Annotated in this window: 21 protein-coding genes; 9 read left to right on the plus strand and 12 right to left on the minus strand. The window is 74.4% G+C overall.

Annotated elements, in window-relative coordinates; genetic code table 11:
- The 3 genes from MHY85_RS07785 to MHY85_RS07795 all read right to left on the minus strand — a co-directional run.
- The coding region (locus MHY85_RS07785) for a hypothetical protein (RefSeq protein WP_239195188.1) at positions 1-187 on the minus strand (187 nt) is incomplete at its 3' end.
- On the minus strand, positions 184-762 hold the full coding sequence (locus MHY85_RS07790) for a SigE family RNA polymerase sigma factor (RefSeq protein ID WP_374233199.1): 579 nt from the start codon (positions 760-762) through the stop codon (positions 184-186). The genes MHY85_RS07790 and MHY85_RS07785, both read right to left, overlap by 4 nt.
- Positions 763-860: 98 nt before the next feature.
- The gene (locus tag MHY85_RS07795) at positions 861-2,132 is read right to left on the minus strand and encodes a deoxyguanosinetriphosphate triphosphohydrolase (protein WP_239195190.1); all 1,272 of its coding nucleotides are present in this window, start codon (positions 2,130-2,132) and stop codon (positions 861-863) included.
- Positions 2,133-2,215: 83 nt separating this feature from the next.
- On the opposite strand from MHY85_RS07795, the gene MHY85_RS07800 reads away from it, so the two are divergent.
- Positions 2,216-2,464: a hypothetical protein gene (locus MHY85_RS07800; protein ID WP_239195192.1), complete on the plus strand. Its 249-nt coding sequence runs from the start codon at positions 2,216-2,218 to the stop codon at positions 2,462-2,464.
- Positions 2,461-2,862, plus strand: a complete 402-nt coding sequence (locus MHY85_RS07805; protein ID WP_239195194.1) for a PIN domain-containing protein — start codon at positions 2,461-2,463, stop codon at positions 2,860-2,862. Before MHY85_RS07800 ends, MHY85_RS07805 begins: the two co-directional genes overlap by 4 nt.
- 9 nt (positions 2,863-2,871) lie before the next feature.
- On the opposite strand, the gene MHY85_RS07810 is transcribed toward MHY85_RS07805, so the two are convergent.
- From MHY85_RS07810 to MHY85_RS07825, 4 genes are all read right to left on the minus strand, one after another.
- Positions 2,872-4,806, minus strand: coding sequence for a glycoside hydrolase family 13 protein (locus tag MHY85_RS07810; RefSeq protein WP_255732318.1), 1,935 nt, complete (start codon positions 4,804-4,806; stop codon positions 2,872-2,874).
- A 5-nt stretch (positions 4,807-4,811) separates the two neighbouring features.
- Positions 4,812-5,690: a sugar ABC transporter permease gene (locus MHY85_RS07815; RefSeq protein WP_239195196.1), complete on the minus strand. Its 879-nt coding sequence runs from the start codon at positions 5,688-5,690 to the stop codon at positions 4,812-4,814.
- A 1-nt stretch (position 5,691) separates the two neighbouring features.
- Positions 5,692-7,314: an ABC transporter permease subunit gene (locus MHY85_RS07820; RefSeq protein WP_239195198.1), complete on the minus strand. Its 1,623-nt coding sequence runs from the start codon at positions 7,312-7,314 to the stop codon at positions 5,692-5,694.
- A gap of 103 nt (positions 7,315-7,417) precedes the next feature.
- The gene (locus MHY85_RS07825) at positions 7,418-8,659 is read right to left on the minus strand and encodes a maltose ABC transporter substrate-binding protein (protein WP_239195200.1); all 1,242 of its coding nucleotides are present in this window, start codon (positions 8,657-8,659) and stop codon (positions 7,418-7,420) included.
- A 226-nt stretch (positions 8,660-8,885) separates the two neighbouring features.
- On the opposite strand from MHY85_RS07825, the gene MHY85_RS07830 reads away from it, so the two are divergent.
- From MHY85_RS07830 to MHY85_RS07840, 3 genes are read left to right on the plus strand one after another with little or no spacing between them, the layout of a single operon-like run.
- Positions 8,886-9,914, plus strand: coding sequence for a LacI family DNA-binding transcriptional regulator (locus MHY85_RS07830; protein ID WP_239195210.1), 1,029 nt, complete (start codon positions 8,886-8,888; stop codon positions 9,912-9,914).
- Positions 9,911-11,656: a glycoside hydrolase family 13 protein gene (locus MHY85_RS07835; protein WP_374233188.1), complete on the plus strand. Its 1,746-nt coding sequence runs from the start codon at positions 9,911-9,913 to the stop codon at positions 11,654-11,656. Before MHY85_RS07830 ends, MHY85_RS07835 begins: the two co-directional genes overlap by 4 nt.
- Before the next feature lie 4 nt (positions 11,657-11,660).
- Entirely contained in the window at positions 11,661-12,587 is a 927-nt protein-coding gene (locus tag MHY85_RS07840) for a carbohydrate kinase family protein (protein WP_239195212.1), read from the plus strand.
- A gap of 43 nt (positions 12,588-12,630) precedes the next feature.
- Here MHY85_RS07840 and dusB read toward each other — a convergent pair whose 3' ends face one another.
- Positions 12,631-13,824 (minus strand): tRNA dihydrouridine synthase DusB, encoded by a 1,194-nt coding sequence (gene dusB, locus MHY85_RS07845; RefSeq protein ID WP_239195214.1) that lies wholly within the window; start codon positions 13,822-13,824, stop codon positions 12,631-12,633.
- 128 nt (positions 13,825-13,952) lie between these two features.
- On the opposite strand from dusB, the gene MHY85_RS07850 reads away from it, so the two are divergent.
- On the plus strand, positions 13,953-15,221 hold the full coding sequence (locus MHY85_RS07850) for a YibE/F family protein (protein WP_239195216.1): 1,269 nt from the start codon (positions 13,953-13,955) through the stop codon (positions 15,219-15,221).
- Between the two features lie 52 nt (positions 15,222-15,273).
- Here MHY85_RS07850 and MHY85_RS07855 read toward each other — a convergent pair whose 3' ends face one another.
- From MHY85_RS07855 to MHY85_RS07870, 4 genes are all read right to left on the minus strand, one after another.
- On the minus strand, positions 15,274-16,179 hold the full coding sequence (locus MHY85_RS07855; RefSeq protein WP_239195218.1) for a permease prefix domain 1-containing protein: 906 nt from the start codon (positions 16,177-16,179) through the stop codon (positions 15,274-15,276).
- Entirely contained in the window at positions 16,176-16,553 is a 378-nt protein-coding gene (locus MHY85_RS07860) for a PadR family transcriptional regulator (protein WP_239195220.1), read from the minus strand. The genes MHY85_RS07855 and MHY85_RS07860 overlap by 4 nt, the downstream gene beginning before the upstream one ends.
- 184 nt (positions 16,554-16,737) lie before the next feature.
- Entirely contained in the window at positions 16,738-17,856 is a 1,119-nt protein-coding gene (locus MHY85_RS07865) for a YibE/F family protein (protein ID WP_239195222.1), read from the minus strand.
- A gap of 87 nt (positions 17,857-17,943) precedes the next feature.
- A complete protein-coding gene (locus MHY85_RS07870; protein WP_239195224.1) occupies positions 17,944-19,329 on the minus strand; it encodes a glycine--tRNA ligase in 1,386 nt (461 codons plus the stop codon).
- A 169-nt stretch (positions 19,330-19,498) separates the two neighbouring features.
- Here MHY85_RS07870 and MHY85_RS07875 point away from each other — a divergent pair, with 169 nt between their 5' ends.
- Genes MHY85_RS07875 through MHY85_RS07885 form a run of 3 tightly spaced genes read left to right on the plus strand, consistent with a single transcriptional unit; the run spans position 19,499 to position 22,154 of the window.
- A complete protein-coding gene (locus MHY85_RS07875) occupies positions 19,499-20,443 on the plus strand; it encodes a metal ABC transporter substrate-binding protein (protein ID WP_239195226.1) in 945 nt (314 codons plus the stop codon).
- Complete coding sequence (locus MHY85_RS07880) at positions 20,440-21,231, plus strand: metal ABC transporter ATP-binding protein (RefSeq protein ID WP_239195228.1); 792 nt, start codon at positions 20,440-20,442, stop codon at positions 21,229-21,231. Before MHY85_RS07875 ends, MHY85_RS07880 begins: the two co-directional genes overlap by 4 nt.
- A gap of 23 nt (positions 21,232-21,254) precedes the next feature.
- Positions 21,255-22,154 (plus strand): metal ABC transporter permease, encoded by a 900-nt coding sequence (locus MHY85_RS07885; protein WP_255732343.1) that lies wholly within the window; start codon positions 21,255-21,257, stop codon positions 22,152-22,154.
- The last annotated feature ends 5 nt before the right edge of the window (positions 22,155-22,159 follow it).

The raw sequence follows: 22,159 nt of genomic DNA on the forward strand, positions 1-22,159 counted from the left end.
CCCATGCCTGCCCGACCAGCACCCCCGCGAGCACCAGCCCGCCGGCCGCGCCCGCCCCGGCCGCGCGGGTCCAGGCCCGCCGGCGCCGGGCGTGCGGCACGACCCCCGTCAGGTGCACGTCGATCCTCGGGGCGGCGGCCTCGACGCGGGAGCGCAGGTCGCGGACGAACTCGTCGTCGGTGCTCATCGGGTGCTCCTCGGGTCGGTGGGGCGGCCGGGGCCGGCGGCGTCCTCGCCGAGCGAGGCGCGCAGCCGCGCGAGCGCGCGCGACGCGGTGGACTTCACGGTGCCGACGGTGACGCCCAGGTCCTCGGCGACCTCGGCCTCGGACAGGCCCTCCAGGTGCCGGAGCACGACGACGCGCCGCTGCCGGGTGCTCAGCGTGGCCAGCGCCCGGACCAGCTGGTCGCGGTCCGCCTGCTGCTGGGCACCGGACGGCGTCGCGCCGTCCGGGAGGTCGCCGGGGTCGGTCAGCACCTCGCGGCGCCGGCGGCGCCAGGTGTCGACGCGCAGGTTCGCCAGCACACGCCGGGCGTAGGCGAGCGGGTCGCGCTCGCGCGCCCGCGGCCACGCGAGGTAGGTGCGGACGAGCGCCTGCTGCACGAGCTCGTCGGCCTGGTGGGCGTCGCCGCACAGCAGCCAGGCCGTCCGGGCGAGGGCGGGCGCGGCGTCGCCCATGAACAGGGCGAACTCCTCGTCGGCGGTCGCCCGGCGGGTGGGCTCGCGGCGCGCCGCGCCCTCGGGCCCGCGGTCGGGCTGCACGGGGAGCAGGAGCTCCGCCGGCGCGTCGGGCCCCTCGGCCGGGGCGGCGATGGTGACTCTCACACCAGGTACACGCACCGCGGGGCTCGGAGGTTGCGTCAGTACCGCGGCGGGGGCGCCAGCCGCGCGTGCCAGGCGGCCGCGCTGACGTCGGTGAGCGACGCCACCTGGTCCACCACGACCCGCAGCCGGGCCGCGTCGTCCGCCGCCGCGCGCCAGTCCGCGGCGAACGGCGGCTCCAGCGCCAGCGGCGCCCGCTCGGACAGCACGTGCACCAGGTCGGCCAGGATCTCCCGCTGCCGCTGGTAGAGCGGCTCGAGCTCGCGCGGCGCCATGACGTAGGCGACCGCGAGGCCCTTGAGCACCAGGATCTCGGCCTGGGTCTCCTCGGGGACGATGAGGTCCGCGGCGTACCGGGTCAGCGGGCCGGGCCCGTACCGCTCCCGGGTGGCGACCTGCGCGGCGCGGGCGAACCGGCCGATGAGCTGGCTGGTGGTGTCCTTGAGCGCCGCGAGCGCCCCCCGGGTGCCGTCGAACCCGGGGCGCCACAGCTCGGCGGCGACCAGGCGGTCCATCGCGGCCTCCAGCCCGGCGGCGTCGATCGCATCGCCGTACCAGGTCTGGATCGCCTCGACGACCCGCGCCCGCTGATCCGGGACGGTCAGCACCCACAGGTCGAACCGGCCGCCCACGACCGCGTCCTCGACGTCGTGCACCGAGTAGGAGATGTCGTCGGCGAGGTCCATGACCTGCGCCTCCAGGCACTTGCGTCCGGTCGGGGAGCCGTCGCGCAGCCAGGCGAACACCGGCAGGTCGTCGGCGTACACGCCGAACTTGTGCGTCGGGCGGCCGGTCGCGGACAGCGGGCCCTCGCCGGCGCCCCAGGGGTACTTGACGGATGCGTCGAGGGAGGCCCGGGTGAGGTTCAACCCCACGGCGACGCCGTCCGGCCCGACGACCTTCGGCTCCAGGCGGGTGAGCAGCCGGAGCGTCTGCGCGTTGCCCTCGAAGCCGCCGATGTCGCGGGAGAGGTGGGCCAGCGCGCGCTCGCCGTTGTGGCCGAACGGCGGGTGGCCGAGGTCGTGCGCGAGGCACGCCGTGTCGACGACGTCCGGGTCGCAGCCCAGGGTCTTGCCGATCTCCCGGCCGACCTGCGCGACCTCCAGGGTGTGCGTCAGCCGCGTGCGGACGAAGTCGTCGCTCGACGGGCCGAGCACCTGGGTCTTGGCGCCGAGCCGGCGCAGCGCCGACGAGTGCACCAGGCGCGCGCGGTCGCGCTCGAACGGGGTCCGGGAGCGCGACTTGGGCGCCTCGGCGACCCAGCGCTCCCGGTCGGCGTCGACGTAGCCGTCGGGGTGCTCGCTGGTCACGGGCCCCAGTTTAGGCGGGCGACCCCGGCACCGGCTCCAGGCGCGGCCTACCGCCGCATGCAGAGTGCATGCACAATGGCAGCATGGTGGCCCTCCAGATCCGCGACATCCCCGACGACGCGCGCGACGCGCTCGCCCGGCGCGCGCGGGCCAAGGGACAGAGCCTGCAGGCGTTCTTGCGCGAGATGGTGCTCCGGGAGGCGGCGTTCGACTACAACGTCGCGCTGCTGGACGCGGTCGCCGCCTGGCGCCGTGAGTCACCCGCCTCCGGGCAGGACGTGCTGGACGCGCTCGACGCCGCCCGCCGCGACCGGCCGGGCGGCTCGGCGTGATCGTCCCCGACGCCTCCGCGTTCGCCCTGCTCTTCACCGGCGACGACCCTCGGGCAGCCGCGGCCGACCGCGCGCTGCGCGCCGATCCGGCGTGGCTCGTCCCCGAGCAGTGGCACGTCGAGGTGCTCGCCGTGATCCGCGGCCTGCTCCTGGGCGACAAGATCGGCCAGGCCCGAGCCGACGCAGCTGTGGGTGCGCTCGCCGCCGCCACCGTCGCCGTGACGCCGACGGCTCCGCTGCTGCCTCGGATGTGGCAGGTGCGGACGAACCTCTCGGCGTACGACGCCGCCTACGTCGCGGCGGCGGAGGCGCACGACGCGACCCTGGTGACCGCGGACGCACGGATCGCGCGCGCGGGCGTCGCGCGATGCGCGATCCGGACGATCACCGCGTCCTGACCTGCCGCGTCACGCCAGCCGCCACACCTGCACGCCCGGCCCGTCCCCCGGCAGCCGCAGCCCGCCCGGCTCGACCCCGAGCGCCGCCCCGCCGTGCAGGTTCTCGGGCTGCTCCCCCGCCGCCAGCAGGTGGCCGGGCAGCAGCGCCCCGCCCCACGGCGCCCGCGCCGCGAGCACCAGCACCCGCTCGTCGGCGGTCTCCCGCAGGTACGCGATCGCGTCGTCCCGGACGAGCGCCCAGCGCAGCCCGCCCTCGCGCAGCGCGCGGGACGAGCGCCGCAGCGCGATCAGCGACCGGTACGTCTCGAACAGCCCGGTGTCCCACGTCGGGCCGCCGCCGGCGTCGATCTGGTCCCACGGCATCGGCACGCGCGAGTTCTCGCCGTTGCGCCCGACCAGCCCGCCCTCGTCGCCCGCGAACAGCACCGGCGTGCCGGGGTAGGTCATCAGCAGGCCGACGCCCACCTCGACCAGGTCCCGCGAGCCGGCGATGGTCCGGAACCGCGCGGTGTCGTGCGACCCGAGCAGGTTCCACTGGTGGGTCGTCACGCTCCACGGGACGGCGGCGCCGAACTCGCGCATGGCCGCCACGGCCGCGGTGCCGGGCCGGCGCGGGATGCCCACGGGCAGCTCGACGTAGCGCAGCCCCGCCGCGGCCTCGGACGCCGGGTCGGTGAGCCAGGTCCACACCGGGCGCGTGAACGCCGAGTAGTTCATCGTCCCGTGCCAGCCGCCGGCGGCCCGGAGGTCGGCGCCCGCGTCGTGGAAGTGCTCCGCGATCAGCACCGCGTCCGGGTTGATCTCCGCCATGGCCGCGCGCATCCGCTCCGCGACCTCGTGCGTCAGGTCGTCCGCGCCCTGCCGGCCGGTCATGTTCGCGACGTCGACCCGCCAGCCGTCCATGCCGAACGGCTCGGACAGGTACCGGCCCACGACCGACGACGGGCCGCCGAACATCCGCGCGGCGAGCGCGGGCGCGTGGTGGTCGAGCTTCGGCAGCGAGGCGTGGCCGAGCCAGCCGACGTAGCCCGGCTCGGCGTCCTGCCAGTAGTAGAAGGAGCGCTCCTCCGCCGCCGGGTCCCCGACCGCGCGCCGGAACCAGTCGTGCGCGTCGCCGGTGTGGTTGGTCGTCAGGTCGCCGACCAGCCGCATCCCGCGGCCGTGCAGCGCCCGCGCCAGCGAGGCGAAGGCCTCGTCCCCGCCGAGCACCGGGTCGACGTGGTCGAACGTCCGCGCGTCGTACCGGTGGTTCGACCGGCCGGGGAACACCGGCGTCAGGTAGAGGGTGTCGACGCCGAGCCGCTGCAGGTGGTCCAGCCGCCGCTCGATGCCGCCGAGGTCGCCGCCGTACAGCTGTGTCCCGGTGCCGGGCCCGCCGCCGATGGGCTCGTCGCCCCACGCCGCGGGCAGCGCCCAGTCGGGCAGGTCGCCCTCGGGCGGGCCGTCGTGCCGGCCCGAGGAGCGCGCGAACCGGTCCGGGAACACCTGGTAGACGACGGCGTCGCGAGCCCAGGCGGGCCCGGGCGGCGTGGTCGACAGCCGGAAGTCCGAGGTGTCCGGCACGTCCCGGGCGATCGTGCCCTCGCCGTTCAGCCACTCCTGGCCGCCGGGCCGGCCGGGGCCGGCGAGGAGGAACCGGTACGACGTGACCGGGTTCGTCACCGGCACGTCGGCGGTGAACCAGCGCTCGTGCGCGTCGCCCCCGTCGGCCCGCGCCGGGTAGACCCGCGGCTCGCCGTCCTCCACGACCCGGAGCCACACCTCGGGGTCCGGCCCGGCCCCGGCGGGCACCCGCAGCCGCACCGGCACCACGTCGCCGAGCGCCGGCGTCCGCGCCGGGACGTAGAGGGCGGAGCCGTCGTGGTGCGCGCCGAGCGGCACGGCGACGGCGTCGGGTGCGGCGGGGCCGGCGGCGTGCCGGCCCCGCGTCGTCGGGTCGGACAAGCGGTTCAGCCCTTCACGGAGCCGGCGGTGAGGCCGCCGACGATGTACTTCTGCAGGAACAGGAACAGCAGCACGACCGGGATCGCGGCGATCACCGCGCCGGCGGCGAAGATGCCCCAGCGCGCGTTGCGCTCGTCGGACGCCCAGTTGTACAGGCCGAGCGCCAGGGTGAACCGCTCCGGCCGCTGCAGCACGACCTTGGCGATGATGAACTCGCCGTAGGACGAGATGAACGACAGCAGCCCGACGACCGCGAGGATCGGCGCCACCAGCCGCAGGATGATCGTCCAGAAGATCTGCGCGTGCGTGGCGCCGTCGATCTTGGCGGCCTCGTCGAGCTCGCGCGGCACGGTGTTGAAGAACCCGTACATGAGGAACGTGTTCACGCCGAGGGCGCCGCCGAGGTAGACGCAGATCAGGCCGAGCTGGGTGTTGAGCCCGATGGCCGGGAACACCTCGGACAGCGACAGCAGCAGCAGGAACAGCGCCACGAAGGCGAGCATCTGCGGGAACATCTGCACCAGCAGCAGCGTGGTCAGGCCCGAGCGGCGGCCGCGGAACCGGAACCGCGAGAACGCGTAGGCCGCGGCGGCGCCCATGAGCACCGTGCCGACGGCGGTCGCGGTGGACACCACGAGCGAGTTGAGCGCCCAGTTGTCGTACCCCCGCGGGCCCAGCTCCGTGTAGTTCTCGAGGCTGATCGTGCGGAACAGCTGATTCGAGCCGGTCAGCGTGCCGCCGGGGTTGAGCGACGCGGACAGGACGTACAGCAGCGGCAGCAGGCAGACCGCGATCATCACGACGCCGACGACGTGCCGCCAGCCGACCTCGGACCACCAGCGGCGGCCGCGCACCGCGGTGTGCTGCTCGATCGTGCGGGCCATCTCAGATCTCCTCGAGGGTGCGGGTGCGACGGAAGCCGAGGTAGGAGATGACCCCGACGATCAGGAAGATGACGATCGACAGCGCGCTGGCGACGCCGTACTGCTTGACCCCCGACTCGAAGGCCACGGAGTAGACCATCGAGATGAGGATGTCCGTGTGGCCCACCACGTACGGGGTGCCGACGAAGTTGGGTCCGCCGCCGGTCAGCATGTAGATCAGCGAGAAGTTGTTGAAGTTGAACGCGAAGCTCGAGATCAGCAGCGGCGCCACCGACACCATCAGCAGCGGCAGCGTGAGCGAGCGGAAGATCCGCCAGCGCCCCGCGCCGTCGATCCGCGCGGCCTCGGTCATGTCGTGCGGGATGGACTGCAGCGCGCCGGTGCAGATGAGGAACATGTACGGGAAGCCGAGCCACAGGTTCACGCCGATGATCGCGGCCTTCGCCAGCCACGGGTCGCTCAGCCACGGGATCGACGCCCCGCCGAGCAGCACCTCGTTGATGAGGCCGAACCGCTCGTTCAGCATGCCGCGCCAGACCAGGGCGGACAGGAAGCCCGGGAACGCGTACGGGAGGATCAGCAGCGAGCGGTAGACCTTGCGGCCGCGCACCCGGGGGTCGTTGAACGTGATCGCGAGGAACAGGCCGAGCGCGAACGTCGTCACCACGGACAGGAACGCGAACACGAAGGTCCAGACGAAGATCTGCGCGAACGGCCCGGCCATCCGGGAGTCGGTGACCATCGCGGTGAAGTTGTCGAAGCCGACGCCGACCCGCCAGCCGGGGGTCAGCCGCTCGCCGTCCTCGGACACGAAGTTGCCGCCCTCGCCCGGGGAGTAGACGGTGCCGGTCTCGGTGTCGGTGAACGTGTCGCTCGCGGCGTCGTACTCGAGCGTCGACTGGAACACGTAGCCGGTCGAGCCGTCCTGGGTGCGGACGGAGCCGTCGGCGGGGTCGTCGGAGAACGGCACCCGCAGCGAGGTGATCGCCTCCTGGTCCGCGGCGACCTGCGCGAAGCCGAGCACCTCCCAGCCGGGGACGGCGGTGATGCGGCCGGACTCGACGGTGGCGTCGACGTCCTCGAACGGCTGCTCGGCGGTGCCGACCTGGGCGTCGCCGTCCTCGGTGACGACCGCGAAGCCGAGCTCGTCACCGCTCTGCACGACCGCGAGCGGCAGCGCGGGCGAGCCCTCGACGCGGCGCTCGTTCTGAGCGGCGATCTGCGAGATCGCGTCGGCCTTGGTCGAGTTGTGGCCGTCGCCGTAGTTCGTGAACGCGACGTAGCCGGTGTAGCCCATGGCGAACAGCTGGTACACGACCAGGAACACCAGGCCGGGCACCAGGTACTTCGCCGGCAGCATCCGGCGGGAGAAGTAGGCCCAGTTCGCGACGGCGAGCGCCACGACCAGGAACGCCAGGATCCCCCACTGGCCCACGGCCCAGGCGGACAGGATCCCGTACACGCCGAGCGCGTCGACCGTGCCGACGAGGATCAGCTTGGCGATGAACCCCGGGGAGAAGGAGCGGGCGTGCGACGTGGTGCCGCGGGGCACGCGCCGGCGGGGCGGGCGGGTCGTCCCGGGGTCGCCGGGCGCGACCTCCTGGACGGTCGACTGGTCGGACATGCGGGTGCCTCCGGGCGGCGCGGCGGTGCTGCTGGGTCGGGGGTGGGGGGCGAGCGGCGACCGCCGGGGCGCCTCGTGGGCACCCCGGCGGTCGCGGAGGCGGTCAGCCGCCGATGGCGTCCTGGATGTTCTGGACCATCGCGTCCCAGGCGCCGGCCGGGTCGGCCGTCTGGCCGCCGACGATCTGCGCCTCGGTCGCGCCCCAGAAGGACCACACCGAGCTCATCGCGGGGATGGCGGGCATCGGCGCGCCGGTGGCGCCCGCGTCGTTGAAGCCCTGCAGGACCGGGTCGTCGACCTTGTCCGCCGAGGCGGTCAGCGCCGGGAGGCGGCCGCCGGCCGCGTACAGCGCGTCCTGCGCCTCCTCGGTGGTGAGGTAGTTGACGACGAACTCGTTGGCGAGCACCGGGTTGGCCGACTTCGCCGAGATGAACACGCCCTGCACGCCGACGAACGGCTGCGCGGGCTGCCCGCCGGCCGACGGGACCGGGAGCACCGAGATGTCCATGCCGGCCTCCTCGAACGCGGAGGTGTTCCACGGGCCGGTCACGATGTACGGCGCCTGGCCGTCGAGGAACGCCTGCTTGGCCTTGTCGCCGTCGATCGACAGGTCGAGGACCTTCTCCTGGCCCAGCTTGGCCAGGTACTGGGCGTAGGCGTGGCCGGCGTCGCCGCCGAGCGCCAGCGTGTCGGTGTAGGAGCCGTCCGCGGACTGCTCGAACACCGGGGCGCCGAACGAGGTCTGCAGCGGGTACAGGTGGTACGGGTCGGACTCCTCGCCCTGCTGGATCAGCACGGAGAAGTCGGTGCCGGCGCCCTTGGCCTGCTCGACGAGCTCGTCGAACGTGGTGGCCGGGGTGTCCTGCAGCAGCGCGTTGTTCCGGACCAGCGCGATGTTCTCGATCGAGATCGGCACGCCGTAGGTCTGGCCGTCGTAGGCCATGGCGGCGACCGCGGAGTCGGCGAACTCGTCGGCCTTGTCGCCGAGCTCGATCGGCGCGACGACGCCGTTGTTGACCCACTCGCCCAGGCCGTCGTGGGCGGAGACGATGATGTCCGGGCCCTCGCCGGTCGGGACCTGGGTCACGAAGTCGGGGCCGATGTCGCCCGTGGCCTTCTGGACCAGGTCGACGTCGACGCCGGACTGCTCGGTGAAGGCCTCGACGACGGGGCGCATGGAGTCGATGCGGGTGTCGTCGACCCACATCGTCAGGGTGCCCTCGGTGCCGGAGTCGGCGGCGGGGCTGTCGGAGGTGGCGTCGGACGGGGTGTCCGAGCTCGAGCACGCCGCGAGGGCGAGCGCGAGGACGGCCGTCGTGGCGAGGGCGGGGATGCTCCGTCGCATCAGGGTGTTCTCCCAGCGTCAGAAGGGGCGGTGCGAGCCGTCTCCGGCACCGCCGGCGCTGGCTCGATGACGGGGACGGTAATCAACTTCCCGGTCCCGTTGCAAGCCGTTACGGTAACTTTCAGGCATCGGTTACAGTGATCTCCGACCCGAGGGGACGAAGCAGCCCCGATCGGATGACGACAACGACGACGAGGAGGCGACGGTGCCCTCTACGCTCGCGACCGTGCGCACACGCCTCACCGACCTGGCCGAGCAGGCCGGCGTCTCCACCGCGACCGTGTCGCGGGTCCTGAACGGCAAGCCCGGCGTCTCCTCGCAGGCGAGGCAGGCGGTGCTGGCCGCCCTCGACGTCCTCGGCTACGAGCGACCCGAGAAGCTCCGCACCAGGCCGGCCGGCCTGGTCGGCCTCGTGGTGCCCGAGCTGTCCAACCCGGTGTTCCCGGCGATGGCCCAGGTCATCGAGTCGATGCTGACCCAGCGCGGCTACACGCCGCTGCTGTGCGCGCAGCAGCCCGGCGGCACCACCGAGGACCAGTACGTCGAGATCCTGCTGGACCACGACGTGGCCGGGATCCTGTTCGTCTCGGGCCTGCACGCGGACACGCAGGCGTCGGTGGAGCGCTACCACGCGCTGCGCGGGCGCGGCCTGCCGATCGTGCTCGTCAACGGCCGGGCCGAGGCGGTCGACGCCCCGAGCATCGCCACCGACGACTCCGTGGCGATCGAGCTGGCCGTCCGGCACCTCGTCGCCCTCGGGCACCGGCGCATCGGCCTGGCGATCGGCCCGGAGCGGTTCGTGCCGGCGGCCCGCAAGCGCCAGGCGTTCGCCACCCAGCTGCGCGCCCAGCTCGGCGTCGAGGACGCCGCGCCGCACGTCAACACCACCCTGTTCACGGTCGAGGGCGGCGCCACCGCGGCGCACGAGCTCCTCGACTCGGGCCACACCGCGATCATCTGCGGGTCGGACCTCATGGCCCTCGGCGTCATCCGCGCCGCCCGGTCCCGCGGCCTGCGCGTCCCGGAGGACGTGTCGGTCGTCGGCTTCGACGACTCGCCGCTGATCGGCTTCACCGACCCCCCGCTGACGACGGTGCGCCAGCCCGTCCAGGCGATGGGCCAGGCCGCCGTCTCCGCGCTCATGGCGGAGATCAACGGCACCCCCACCTCGCGCACGGAGCTCCTGTTCCACCCCGAGCTCATCGTGCGCGGTTCCACCAGCTCCGCACCCGTCTCCCCCGGAGGACCAGCGTGACCCAGCTCGACCAGCAGCCGATCTCCCGCCCCGCCCCGGAGGTGGTGCACGAGCCCGGCCCCGTCGACGGCCCGTGGTGGCGGGACGCGGTGATCTACCAGGTCTACCCGCGGTCCTTCGCGGACGCGAACGGCGACGGCATCGGCGACCTGCCGGGCATCACCGCGCGGCTGGACCACCTGGCGGCGCTGGGCGTGGACGCGGTCTGGCTGTCGCCGTTCTACAAGAGCCCGCAGGCGGACGCCGGCTACGACGTCGCGGACTACCGGGACGTGGACCCGCTGTTCGGCACGCTCGCGGACTTCGACGCGCTGCTCGGCCGCGCGCACGAGCTGGGCCTGAAGGTCGTCGTCGACCTGGTCCCGAACCACTCCTCGGACGAGCACGTGTGGTTCACCGAGGCCCTGAAGACGCCCCCGGGCTCCCCCGAGCGCGCGCGGTACCTGTTCCGCGACGGCCGCGGGGTCGACGGCACCGAGCCGCCGAACAACTGGGGCTCCATCTTCGGCGGGCCGGCATGGACCCGGCTCACCCCGGAGCAGCACGGCGTCGACGACGGCCAGTGGTACCTGCACCTGTTCGACTCCAAGCAGCCCGACCTCGACTGGTCGAACCCCGAGGTCCGCGCCGAGTTCGAGGACGTGCTGCGGTTCTGGCTGGACCGCGGGGTCGACGGCTTCCGGGTCGACGTCGCCCACGGCATGGTCAAGGCCGAGGGGCTGCCCGACTGGGACGGCCACGTGTCCATGATCGAGGGTGCCGACGACAGCGACGCCGTCTCCGGCTCCGGCAACCAGGGCCCGATGTTCGACCAGGACGGCGTGCACGAGATCTACCGCGCGTGGCGCAAGGTCCTCGACGAGTACGACGGCGACCGGATGCTCGTCGCCGAGGCCTGGGTCGAGCCGCTGAGCCGCCTGGCCCGGTACGTGCGCCCGGACGAGATGCACCAGGCGTTCAACTTCGCCTTCCTGGCGACCGGCTGGGACGCCCCCGCGCTGAAGAAGGTCATCGCGGCGTCCTACCAGGTCAACGACACCGTCGGTGCACCCACCACCTGGGTCATGTCGAACCACGACGTCGTCCGGCACGCGTCCCGCCTCGGCCTCGCCGACCCGTCGTCGCGCCCCAACGGCATCGGCGCCGAGGACGAGCAGCCCGACGCCGAGCTCGGCCTGCGCCGCGCCCGCGCCGCCTCGCTGCTCATGCTCGGCCTGCCGGGCTCGGCCTACGTCTACCAGGGCGAGGAGCTCGGCCTGCCCGAGCACACCGCCCTCGCCGACGAGGTGCGCGAGGACCCCGCGTTCTTCCGTACGCAGGGCGCCGAGAAGGGCCGCGACGGCTGCCGCGTCCCGCTGCCGTGGGAGGCCGACGCCCCGGGCTTCGGCTACTCGCCGAACGGGAAGACGTGGCTGCCGCAGCCCGCGGAGTGGGCCGCGTTCGCCGCCGACGCGCAGGACGGCGTCGAGGGCTCCACGCTCGAGCTGTACCGGGCCGCGCTGCGGCTGCGCCGGGCGGAGAAGCTCGGCCTGGGCGGGGCGTCCTGGGAGCCGGACTTCCAGGACGACGAGGACGTCATCGCCGTGCGCAACGGCTCGGTGGTCGTGGTCGCGAACCTCGGCTCGTCCCCGGTCGCGCTGCCCGCCGGCGCCGAGGTGCTGCTCGCCTCCGGCCTGCCGGGCGACGCCCCGGTGGGCGCGGAGCTGCCCGGTGACACCACCGTCTGGCTCCGGGCGCGCTGACGCCGTGACGCACCCCGACGGGGCCGCCCTCACGCACGGGGGCGGCCCCGTCGTCGTCGTGGGGCCCGCCTCCTGGAACACCCTGATCCGCCTCGACGCGCTGCCCGACGCGCGGTCGCAGACGCTGTTCGCGTCCGGGCACCACGACGGGCTCGGCGGGACGTCCGCGGGCAAGGCGGTGACGCTCGCGGCGCTGGGGGTCGACGTGCGGCTGCGGACCGTGCTCGGCGCGGACGCGCTCGGGGACGCGGTGCGCGGCGCGTTGGCGCACCCGCGGATCGCGCTCGACGCGGTGCCGGCGCGGGACGGGTCGACCGAGCGGCACGTGAACCTCATGGCGCCGGACGGCGGGCGGGTGTCGGTGTACCTGACGCTGCCGTCGCCGGGCGGGCCTGTGGACGCGACGGCCGGGCTCACGGGGGCCCGGGCCGCCGTCGTGGACCTCGCGGAGCTGTCGGTCCCGGTGCTGGCCGCGGCGCGGGAGGCCGGCGTACCGGTGTGGTGCGACGTCCACGACGACGACGGCGTGGCGGCGTTCCAGCGGCCGTTCGCCGACGGGGCGGACGTGCTGCTGGTGTCCGAGGCCCGGCTCGCGGACCCGGTGGCGTACCTGCGGGCCCGGGTGGCCGGCGGCGCGCGGCTGGCGGTCTGCACCCGCGGCGCGCGCGGGGCGCTGGCGCTGGACGCGGGCGGGTTCTGGGAGGTCGGCGCGGCCCCGGCGGCGGCGGTCGTCGACACGAACGGCGCGGGCGACGCGTTCCTCGCGGGCCTGCTCACGGCGACGCTGGACGGCCGCTCGACGGCGGAGGCGCTGGCGTGGGCGTCCGCGACGGGCGCCCTGGCGGTCGGGACGGAGTCCCTGGGTGCCCCGCACGCGACGCGCGCCACGGTGGCGGCGCTGGCGGCGCGCGTCGGGGTCGCCCGCGCCTGACCGTGCCCCCCGTGCGTCTGCACGGCACGCGGGAGCGCGCGGCTCAGCCGCCGCTGACGCTCAGCTCGGCCTCGGCGAGGCCGCGGCGGAAGTCCTCCGAGAGGTCGCGGCTGTCCAGCCAGCCGTCCGGGAGGTGCGGCCGCTTCGGGCTGCCGGCGCGGCCGCGCTGGCCCTCCGCCGCCTCGCCCGGGTACGGCTGGTCCAGGTCGAGGGCCGCGAGCCGGTCGTCGAGCTCGGCCAGGGACGACACGAGCCCGAGCGCCGCGCGCTGCTCGCCGCCCACCACGTAGCCCTTCCAGTACCACGCCATGTGCTTGCGCAGCTCGCGCAGCGCCTTCCCCTCGTCGCCGAAGTGCTCGACCATCAGCTCGGCGTGCCGGTGGATGATCTGCGCGACGTACCGGGCGCCGGGCGTGATGCGCGCGTCCGAGCCCGCGAACGCCGCGGCCAGATCGGCGAACAGCCAGGGCCGGCCCTGGCAGCCGCGGCCGACGACCACGCCGTCGCAGCCCGTCTCCCGGACCATGCGCACGGCGTCCTCGGCGGACCAGATGTCGCCGTTGCCGAGGACCGGGATGTCGGTGACCGTCTCCTTGAGCCTCGCGATCGCCTCCCAGTCCGCGGTGCCGGAGTAGTACTGCTCGGCCGTGCGGGCGTGCAGCGCGACCGCGGCGACGCCGAGGTCCTGCGCGACCAGGCCGGCCTCGAGGTATGTCAGGTGGTCGTCGTCGATGCCCTTGCGCATCTTGACGGTCACCGGGACCCCGTAGGGCCGGGCCGCGTCGACGGCCGCCTTCAGGATCGACTCGAACAGCTCGCGCTTCCACGGCAGCGCGGAACCGCCGCCGCGCCGGGTGACCTTGGGCACCGGGCAGCCGAAGTTGAGGTCGACGTGGTCGGCGCGGTCCTCGGACGCGATGAGGTGCACCGCCGCGCCCACCGTCGCGGGGTCGACGCCGTACACCTGCACCGAGCGCGGCTTCTCGTCGGGCGCGTGGGAGATGATCCGCATCGACTCCTCGCCGCGCTCGACCAGCGCCCGCGAGGTCACCATCTCCGCGACGTACAGCCCGGCGCCCGACTCGCGGCACAACCGGCGGAACGCCGCGTTCGTGACGCCGGCCATGGGCGCGAGCACCACGGGCGTGTCGATCGTGAGCGGTCCGATGCGCAGCGGCGGGAGCACGTGCCCCTCGGCCGCGGGGGCGGCCGGGTCGACGGTGGCGGGAGCGGTCATGCCTCGATTGTCCCCCACGGCGCGGGTGGACCTCGCGGCCCGGCCCTGACCGGGGTCGGACCGGCCGCCGGCCCGCCCGGCGAGCGGGCCCCGGGGCGGGACCGCGGCGCACCCGGCAGAATCGCCCCGTGCCCTCCCCCGACGCCCTGCGCACCCGACGCGTCATCGCCGCGATCCTGCTGCCGCTCGTGCTCGCCGCCGCCGTCGGCATGGTGCTGACCTGGCCGCACGGCGAGCCGTCGACGGCCCGGCAGATCAGCGACGTCGCGATCGACTACCCGACGGCGACGGTCACCGGGACGTCGGTGGAGCAGTGCCAGGGCACGGTCGAGGACCGGCAGCCGGACGGCACCATCCCGGAGGAGGTGGCGTGCCTGCAGGTGCACGCGACGATCACCAGCGGCCCGGACCGCGGGCGGGACGTCGAGGTGTGGGCCACGGCGTCCACCACCGCCGACCAGGTACCGGCCGGCACCCGCATCCTCGTCGAGCACTACCCCGCGACCGGCACCGACGCCGAGGTCTGGGCCTGGCACGACTACGACCGCACGCTGCCGCTGGTGTCGATCGCGCTGGTGTTCGCGCTGGCGATCATCCTGGTCGCGCGGGGCCGCGGGCTGCGGGCGCTGATCGGGCTGCTCCTCGCGTTCGCGCTGATCGGGGTCTACGTGCTCCCGGCGCTGGTCCGGGGTGAGAACCCCGTCGTCGTGGCGCTCAGCGCGTCCACGCTGATCATGGCCGTGGTGCTCTACCTGGCGCACGGGCTGTCGCTCCGGACGTCGGCGGCGCTGCTCGGCACCCTGGCGGGGCTGGCGGCGACGACCGTCCTGGGCGTGCTCGGGGCCGCGTGGGCGCGGCTGTCTGGCGTGAGCAGCGAGGACTCCTACCGGCTGGCGCAGCTCCTCGGCGAGACCGGGGCCACCTCGCTGCGCGGGCTGTTCCTGTGCGGCCTGGTGCTGGCGGGGCTCGGCGTGCTGAACGACGTGACGATCACCCAGGCCTCGGCGGTGTGGGAGCTGCGCGCGGTGTCCCCCGGGGCGTCGCGGGCCGAGCTGTTCCGCGGCGGCATGCGCATCGGCCGGGACCACATCGCGTCGACGGTGTACACGATCGCGTTCGCCTACACCGGCGCGGCCCTCCCGGTGCTGCTGCTGCTCGAGCTCTACGGCCTGCCGCTCGGGCCGACGCTGACGTCCGGGGAGTTCGCGGAGGAGATCGTGCGGACCATGGTGTCGTCGATCGGCCTGGTGCTGGCGATCCCGCTCACGACCGGCATAGCGGCGCTGGTGGTGACGCGGGCGGGCGCGGCCCCGGCGCGGCACGCGGCGCCGGACACCCACGCGCACGCGCACGTGCACGCGGTCACGGCGGCGGACGCCGCCGACCCGGCCCCCTGACGCCCTGACGCCCCGCCCGCTCGCACCCGCGCGCCGCGCTCCGCGACGGGCGTCAGGCCGCGGGGCCGTGGGCCGCGGGGAACAGCATGCGGGCCAGCAGGACCATGTGCACGACCATCCCCCCGACGAGCGCGAGCCACGACCACGCGATCCCCACGGTCATGGTCAGCACCACGAACGCCAGGACAGCCACCAGCCCGAGCGCCCCCGAGTAGATGCCGAACCGCGCGGCCGCCTCCGGCTCCCGGGTGAACCGGTCCTGGCCGACCGCCTGCCGCCCGAGCTCGACGGTCCACGGCTTGTGCCGGTTGGTCTGCGTGACCCCGAGGACGACGAAGCCGAGCACGCCGGCGACGAGCAGCACGCCGGCCACCGCCGCGAGCCACGGCCGGTCCAGGTGCGCCGCGAACAGCCCGCCGAGGCCGAGCGCCGCGACGACCGCCGCGCCCGCCGCGCCGAAGCCGAGGGCCCGGCCCGCCGGCAGCGGGTAGTTCTGGGTCGTCTCCTGGCGCAGCGAGTCCGCGACCACCGCGCCCGTCGCCAGGCCTGCGACCGCGGCCAGCGCCGCGCCCGCGGCGAGCGACCAGCCCAGCACCCCGGTGGCGACGAGCGCGACGAGCGCCGCCGCTCCCGCCAGCACGACCGCGGCGAGGGACACCCGCACGACGAACGCCGGCCTGGGCCGAACCCGGTGCGTCGCGAGCAGCGCCGCGTGGCCCTCGTCGTCCGCCGGGCCGTTCGCCACCGCGGCGACGACGTCGCGCAGGTCGCCGATCTCGGCCAGCGCGGTGCGGGCCGCGTCCGCGGGGCCGGCGCCGGCGGCCTCGAGGTCGGCCGCGCGGGCCATCAGGCTGGCGCGCACCTCCTCCTTGAGGTCCTGCGCCTCGGCGGAGGCCGGTGCCGCGGCGAACGCGCGGTCCAGCGCGCGGTGGATGCTCGTGTCGACGGTGGTGGTCATCGTGGGCCCTCCTCGAGGTCCAGGAGCGTGTTGATGATCTGCTGGGTGGCGCGCCAGTCGGCCACGTTGCGGCGGTACACGGCGCGGCCGGCGTCGGTGATCCGGTAGTACTTGCGGCGTCCGCCCTGGGACTCGTCGCCCCAGTAGGCCTCGACGAGGCCGTCGCGGGCGAGGCGCCGGAACGAGGCGTACAGCGTCGCCTCCTTGATCTCGTGCTGACCGCCGGTGGCGTCGCGGATCGCCTTGTAGACCTCGAAGCCGTACCGGTCGGTGCGGCGCAGCACCCCCAGCACGATCGTGTCGGTGTGCCCGCGCAGCAGGTCGGCGGCGAACGCGTCCGACCCCGCGGCTGTGCGGTCGGTTGCCTGTGTCATGTCGAGTACCGTAACAGATCAACTACTTGCGCCACCAGAGTTCTCGTCCAGAACCACATCCGCCGAGATGGCAACTCTCGGCTGTGACCGGGGCGCCTCGCACAGCCGAGAGTTGCCATCTCGGCGAAGAGGGGGGCGCGGGTCGGGAGGGCCAGGTCAGGCCGTCGGGGTCAGGCCGTCGGGGTCAGGCCGTCGGGGCGGCGGCGGTGTCCTGGTCGCTCGCCGGCTCCCCCGCCGCGGCCGGGGACGGGGCCGGGGCCAGGGCCGCGGCGATCGCGGTCGTCAGCGGGATCGCGAGCACCAGGCCGATCGAGCCGACCAGCGTCCGCACGACCTCCTCCGCGATCTCCCCGGACGTCAGCGTGTCGAGCAGCGTCCGGTCGGACATCGCCACTAGCAGGATCAGCGGCAGCGCCGCCCCCAGGTAGGCGAACGCGACGGTGTACACGGTCGACGCGATGTGGTCCCGCCCGATCCGCATGCCGCCGCGGAACAGGTCCCGCCGCGACGCGACCGGGGACAGCGCCCGGATCTCCCACACCGCCGACACCTGGGTGATGGTCACGTCGTTGAGCACGCCGAGGCCGGCGAGCACGATGCCGCACAGCAGGATCCCCTGCAGGTCGGCCTCGGGGGCGTTGGCGCGCAGGTCGAGGGCGTACTCGCCGCTGAGGGCGTTGAGGTGCGTCGCCCCGGTGGCCCAGGCGGCGAGCGCGCCGGTCGCCAGCAGCCCGCCGAGGGTCCCCAGCAGCGCGGTCGACGTCCGGATCGACACCCCGTGCGCCAGGTAGAGCAGCACGAACATGAGCGCCGACGCGGTGACCAGCGCGACCGGCAGCGGCGGCCCGCCGGTGAGCAGCGCGGGCACCGTGAACCAGAGCACCCCGCCGACCGACACCACGAGCCCCGCGAGCGCACCCAGCCCGCGCAGCCGCGCCACCGCCAGCACCAGGACGCCCATCACGGCGGCCAGCAGCGCCATCGGCGGCCCGCGCACCAGGTCGACGAACACGTACGGCGCCGCGCCCCCCGCCTGCGGCAGCGTCAGCACCCGGATCCGGTCGCCCGCCTCGATCACGTCGAGGTACTCGGGAGCGACCTGCACGGTGATCGACTCGCCGTCGTCGGTCTCCGCGAGCAGCGCCGGCCCGGTCTCCGCGTCCGCGAGCAGGTCGACGTCGGTGGCGGTCACCTCGACGTACGACGACCCGTCGGGCATGGTCTGCAGCGTCGGCGCGTCCTCGCGCGGCCAGAGCGCCGCGAGCCCGGCGAGGGTCGCCAGCAGCGCGACGCCGAGCAGCACGACGACGACGGCGCGGGCCCGCCGCCCGACGGTGACGTCGGGGGCCGGACCCGCGCCGTGCGCGTGGCCGTGCGTGCCGCCCAGGGGTCAGGCCCCGACGAGCCGCTGCGCGAGGTAGCCGGTCACCTGGTCGAGCGCGACCCGCTCCTGCGTCATGTCGTCGCGGTGCCGGATCGTCACGGCCTGGTCCTCGAGCGTGTCGAAGTCGACCGTGATGCAGAACGGGGTGCCGATCTCGTCCTGGCGGCGGTACCGGCGGCCGATGGCGCCGGCGTCGTCGAAGTCGACGTTCCAGGACTTCCGGAGCTCCGCGGCGAGGTCGCGCGCCTTGGGCGACAGGGCCTCGTTGCGGGACAGCGGCAGCACCGCGGCCTTGACCGGCGCGAGGCGCGGGTCGAGCTTGAGCACGGTGCGCTTGTCGACGCCGCCCTTGGCGTTCGGGGCCTCGTCCTCGGCGTACGACTCGACGAGGAACGCCATGAGCGACCGGGTCAGGCCGGCGGCCGGCTCGATGACGTACGGCACCCACCGCTCGCCGGAGGTCTGGTCGAAGTACGACAGGTCCTGGCCGGAGTGCGTGCTGTGCGTCGACAGGTCGAAGTCGGTGCGGTTCGCGATGCCCTCGAGCTCGCCCCACTCGGAGCCGGAGAAGCCGAACCGGTACTCGATGTCGACGGTGCGCTTGGAGTAGTGCGACAGCTTCTCCGCGGGGTGCTCGTAGTGCCGCAGGTTCTCGCGCGAGATGCCCAGGTCGACGTACCAGTCGGTGCGCTGGTCGATCCAGTACTGGTGCCAGGTCTCGTCGGTGCCGGGCTCGACGAAGAACTCCATCTCCATCTGCTCGAACTCGCGGGTCCGGAAGATGAAGTTGCCGGGGGTGATCTCGTTGCGGAACGACTTGCCGATCTGGCCGATGCCGAACGGCGGCTTCTTGCGGGCCGTGGTGAGCACGTTGGCGAAGTTCACGAAGATGCCCTGCGCGGTCTCGGGCCGCAGGTAGTGCAGGCCGGACTCGTCCTCGACGGGGCCGAGGTAGGTCTTGAGCATCATGTTGAAGTCGCGCGGCTCGGTCCACCGGCCGCGGGTGCCGCAGTTCGGGCAGGCGATCTCGGCGAGGCCGCCCTCGGGCGCGCGGCCCTTCTTCTCCTCGAACTCCTCGATCATCTGGTCCTCGCGGAACCGCTTGTGGCAGTGCAGGCACTCGGTCAGCGGGTCGGTGAACACGCCGACGTGGCCCGAGGCCACCCACACCTGGCGCGGCAGGATCACCGCGGAGTCCAGGCCGACCACGTCGTCGCGCGACTGCACGACGGTCCGCCACCACTGCTTCTTGATGTTCTCCTTGAGCTCGACGCCCAGGGGCCCGTAGTCCCACGCGGAGCGGGAACCGCCGTAGATCTCCCCGCTCTGGAAGACGAAGCCGCGCCGCTTGGCGAGGGAGACGACGGAGTCGAGACGGGAGGGTGCTGCCACGGTGAGTGCTCCTGGTGCCGAGGTCCTGCGCGCCTGGGTGGCGCGGGGGAAGGGATCGTCGGACAGGCTACCGGGCGAGGAGCGCCCGTGACCGGCGGCGCCGCGCCTCGGTACGCGGGCGCCGCCTCCCGGTTTTGACACTCGTTCTCAACAGTCCGATGATGGTCCCATGCCCCGTCGCCGCACCCGTCCCCTCGCCGTGTCCGCGGGGGTCCTCCTCGCCCTGTCCGCCTGCTCCTCCCCCGGCTCGGGCGGCTCCGGCGGCGGCTCCGGCGACGGCATCGCGGTGCTGGCCTCGTTCTACCCGCTGCAGTACGTGGCGCAGCAGGTCGGCGGCGACCTGGTGCAGGTCGACACCCTCACCCCGCCCGGGGCGGAGCCGCACGACCTCGAGCTCTCCCCCGCCCAGGTGGACGCGGTCGGCCGCGCCGACCTCGTCGTCTACCTGTCCGAGTTCCAGGCGTCGGTGGACGACGCGGTCGACGCGAACCCGCCGGCGCACGTCGTGGACGCGGCGCAGGACACCGAGCTGCACGCGGCCGAGCACGCCGAGGACGGGGAGGAGGAGCACGCCGAGGACGACGGCCACGATCACGGCTCCCTCGACCCGCACTTCTGGCTCGACCCCACCCGCCTGCCCGCGGTCGCCGACGACGTCGCCGCGCAGCTCGCCGAGATCGACCCGGACCACGCCGACGAGTTCCAGGCCAACGCCGAGGCGTTCGCGCAGCGGATGGCCGACCTGGACGCGGAGTACGAGACCGGCCTGGCGTCCTGCGAGAGCCGCACGATCGTCACCACCCACGAGGCGTTCTCCTACCTCGCCGAGCGGTACGACCTGGAGCAGGTCGGGATCTCCGGCGTCGACCCCGAGGGCGAGCCGTCGCCGGCGCGCCTGGCCGAGGTCGGGAAGGTCGTGCAGGACGAGGGCGTGTCGACGATCTTCTTCGAGACGCTCGCCAGCCCGAAGGTCGCCGAGACGCTGGCCGACGAGCTGGGCGTCGACACCGCGGTGCTCGACCCGCTGGAGGGCCTGACGGACGACACGCAGGACTACGTCTCGGTCGCCCGGGCGAACCTGGAGACCCTCCGTACGGCACTCTCGTGCTCGTGACCGACACCACCGCGCCCGAGCCCGCGGTCCTCGCCACCGGCGTCGACGTCGTGCTCGGCGGCCACCAGATCCTGCAGGGGGTCGACCTGCGGGTCGAGCGCGGCGAGGTCGTCGCCCTGCTCGGCGCCAACGGCTCCGGCAAGTCGACGCTTGTCCGCGCGCTGCTCGGCATCGCGCCGCGCACGGCGGGCGAGGTCCGGCTGCTCGGCGGCGCGCTCGGCAACGGCGTCCCGTGGGACCGGATCGGCTACGTGCCCCAGCGGCTGCCCGCCGGGGGCGGCGTCCCGGCCACCGCGGTCGAGGTCGTCGTGTCCGGCCTGGTGCACGGTCGCACGCTCCGCCCGCCGCGGGACGCCCGGAAGCGGGCGCTCGCCGCGCTGGAGCAGGTGGGCATGGCCCGGCACGCGCGCCGCTCGGTGCTGCAGATGTCCGGCGGCCAGCAGCAGCGGGTCCTCATCGCCCGCGCCCTGGTCCGCGAGCCCGACCTGCTGGTGCTCGACGAGCCGACCTCCGGGATCGACCTGCCGACCCAGGAGACGTTCGTCGCCACGGTGCGCCGGCTGCACGAGGCGGGCGGCACGGTGCTGGTGATCCTGCACGAGCTCGGCGCGTTCGCCGGGCTCATCGACCGCGCGGTCGCCCTGCGGCACGGCCGGGTCGTCTACGACGGCCCGCCGCCCACCCCGCGCGGCGAGCACGCCGGCCCCGAGCACGAGCACACCCACCCGCACGCCGACCCGCCCCCGCCGGACCCGGGCACCGGGCTGTCCATGGAGGTCCTGCCGTGACGTGGTTCGAGACGCTCGGGGCGATGCTGTCGTCCCCGCTGATGCAGCGCGCGCTGATCGCGGCCGTGCTGGTCGGCGCCGCCGCGCCCGTCGTCGGGACGTTCCTGGTGCAGCGCCGGCTCGCGCTGATGGGCGACGGGCTCGGCCACGTGGCGCTCACCGGCGTCGCGCTCGGCTGGCTGGTCGGCACGTGGGCGGGCCTGGTCCCGCAGGACACGCTCGCCATCCCGGGCGCGGTGGTCGCGGCCCTGATCGGGTCGGTCGCGATCGAGTGGGTGCGCGCCCGCGGCCGCACCTCCGGCGACCTGGCGCTCGCGCTGATGTTCTACGGCGGCATCGCCGGCGGCGTGCTGCTGATCAAGCTCGCCGGTGGCACGAACGCCAACCTGGTGTCCTACCTGTTCGGCTCCATCTCCACCGTGTCCACCGGCGACCTGTGGTGGACCGCCGGCCTCGCGGTCGGCGTGCTGCTGGTCGGGCTCGGCCTGCGGCACGTGCTGTTCGCGGTGAGCCACGACGAGGAGTTCGCCCGCGGGTCGGGCCTGCCGGTGACGGCGCTGAACATGGTCGTCGCCGCGATGTCGGCGCTCACGGTGACGATCGCGATGCGGGTCGTCGGCCTGCTGCTGGTCAGCGCGCTCATGATCGTCCCGGTGGCGGTCGCGCAGCTGGTGGTCGGCTCGTTCTCCCGGGTGATGGCCCTGGCGTCCGGCATCGGGGTCGCCGTCAGCGTCGTCGGGCTCTCGATCACCTACTGGGAGGACATCCCGCCGGGCGCGACGATCGTGCTGCTGGCGATCGGGCTGTACGCGCTCGCCGCGGTGACCCGGCCGCTGCTCACCCGGCGCCGGTCCGGGGACGCGCCGCACCACGACCCGCACCCGGAGCTGCCGGACGACGTGGAGCTGCCGGCGGCCCGCTGACGGCC

The organism is Cellulomonas sp. ACRRI (genome assembly GCF_022346185.1).
Taxonomy (GTDB): Bacteria; Actinomycetota; Actinomycetes; order Actinomycetales; family Cellulomonadaceae; genus Cellulomonas.

What these genes read in the sequence shown, in the direction of transcription:
- MHY85_RS07825 (WP_239195200.1), bottom strand. Translation starts at nt 8,659, where the DNA reads ATGCGACGGAGCATCCCCGCCCTCGCCACGACGGCCGTCCTCGCGCTC.
- MHY85_RS07815 (WP_239195196.1), bottom strand. Translation starts at nt 5,690, where the DNA reads ATGGCCCGCACGATCGAGCAGCACACCGCGGTGCGCGGCCGCCGCTGG.
- MHY85_RS07860 (WP_239195220.1), bottom strand. Translation starts at nt 16,553, where the DNA reads ATGACACAGGCAACCGACCGCACAGCCGCGGGGTCGGACGCGTTCGCC.
- MHY85_RS07885 (WP_255732343.1), top strand. Translation starts at nt 21,255, where the DNA reads ATGCTGTCGTCCCCGCTGATGCAGCGCGCGCTGATCGCGGCCGTGCTG.
- MHY85_RS07800 (WP_239195192.1), top strand. Translation starts at nt 2,216, where the DNA reads ATGGTGGCCCTCCAGATCCGCGACATCCCCGACGACGCGCGCGACGCG.
- MHY85_RS07875 (WP_239195226.1), top strand. Translation starts at nt 19,499, where the DNA reads ATGCCCCGTCGCCGCACCCGTCCCCTCGCCGTGTCCGCGGGGGTCCTC.
- MHY85_RS07820 (WP_239195198.1), bottom strand. Translation starts at nt 7,314, where the DNA reads ATGTCCGACCAGTCGACCGTCCAGGAGGTCGCGCCCGGCGACCCCGGG.
- dusB (WP_239195214.1), bottom strand. Translation starts at nt 13,824, where the DNA reads ATGACCGCTCCCGCCACCGTCGACCCGGCCGCCCCCGCGGCCGAGGGG.
- MHY85_RS07855 (WP_239195218.1), bottom strand. Translation starts at nt 16,179, where the DNA reads ATGACCACCACCGTCGACACGAGCATCCACCGCGCGCTGGACCGCGCG.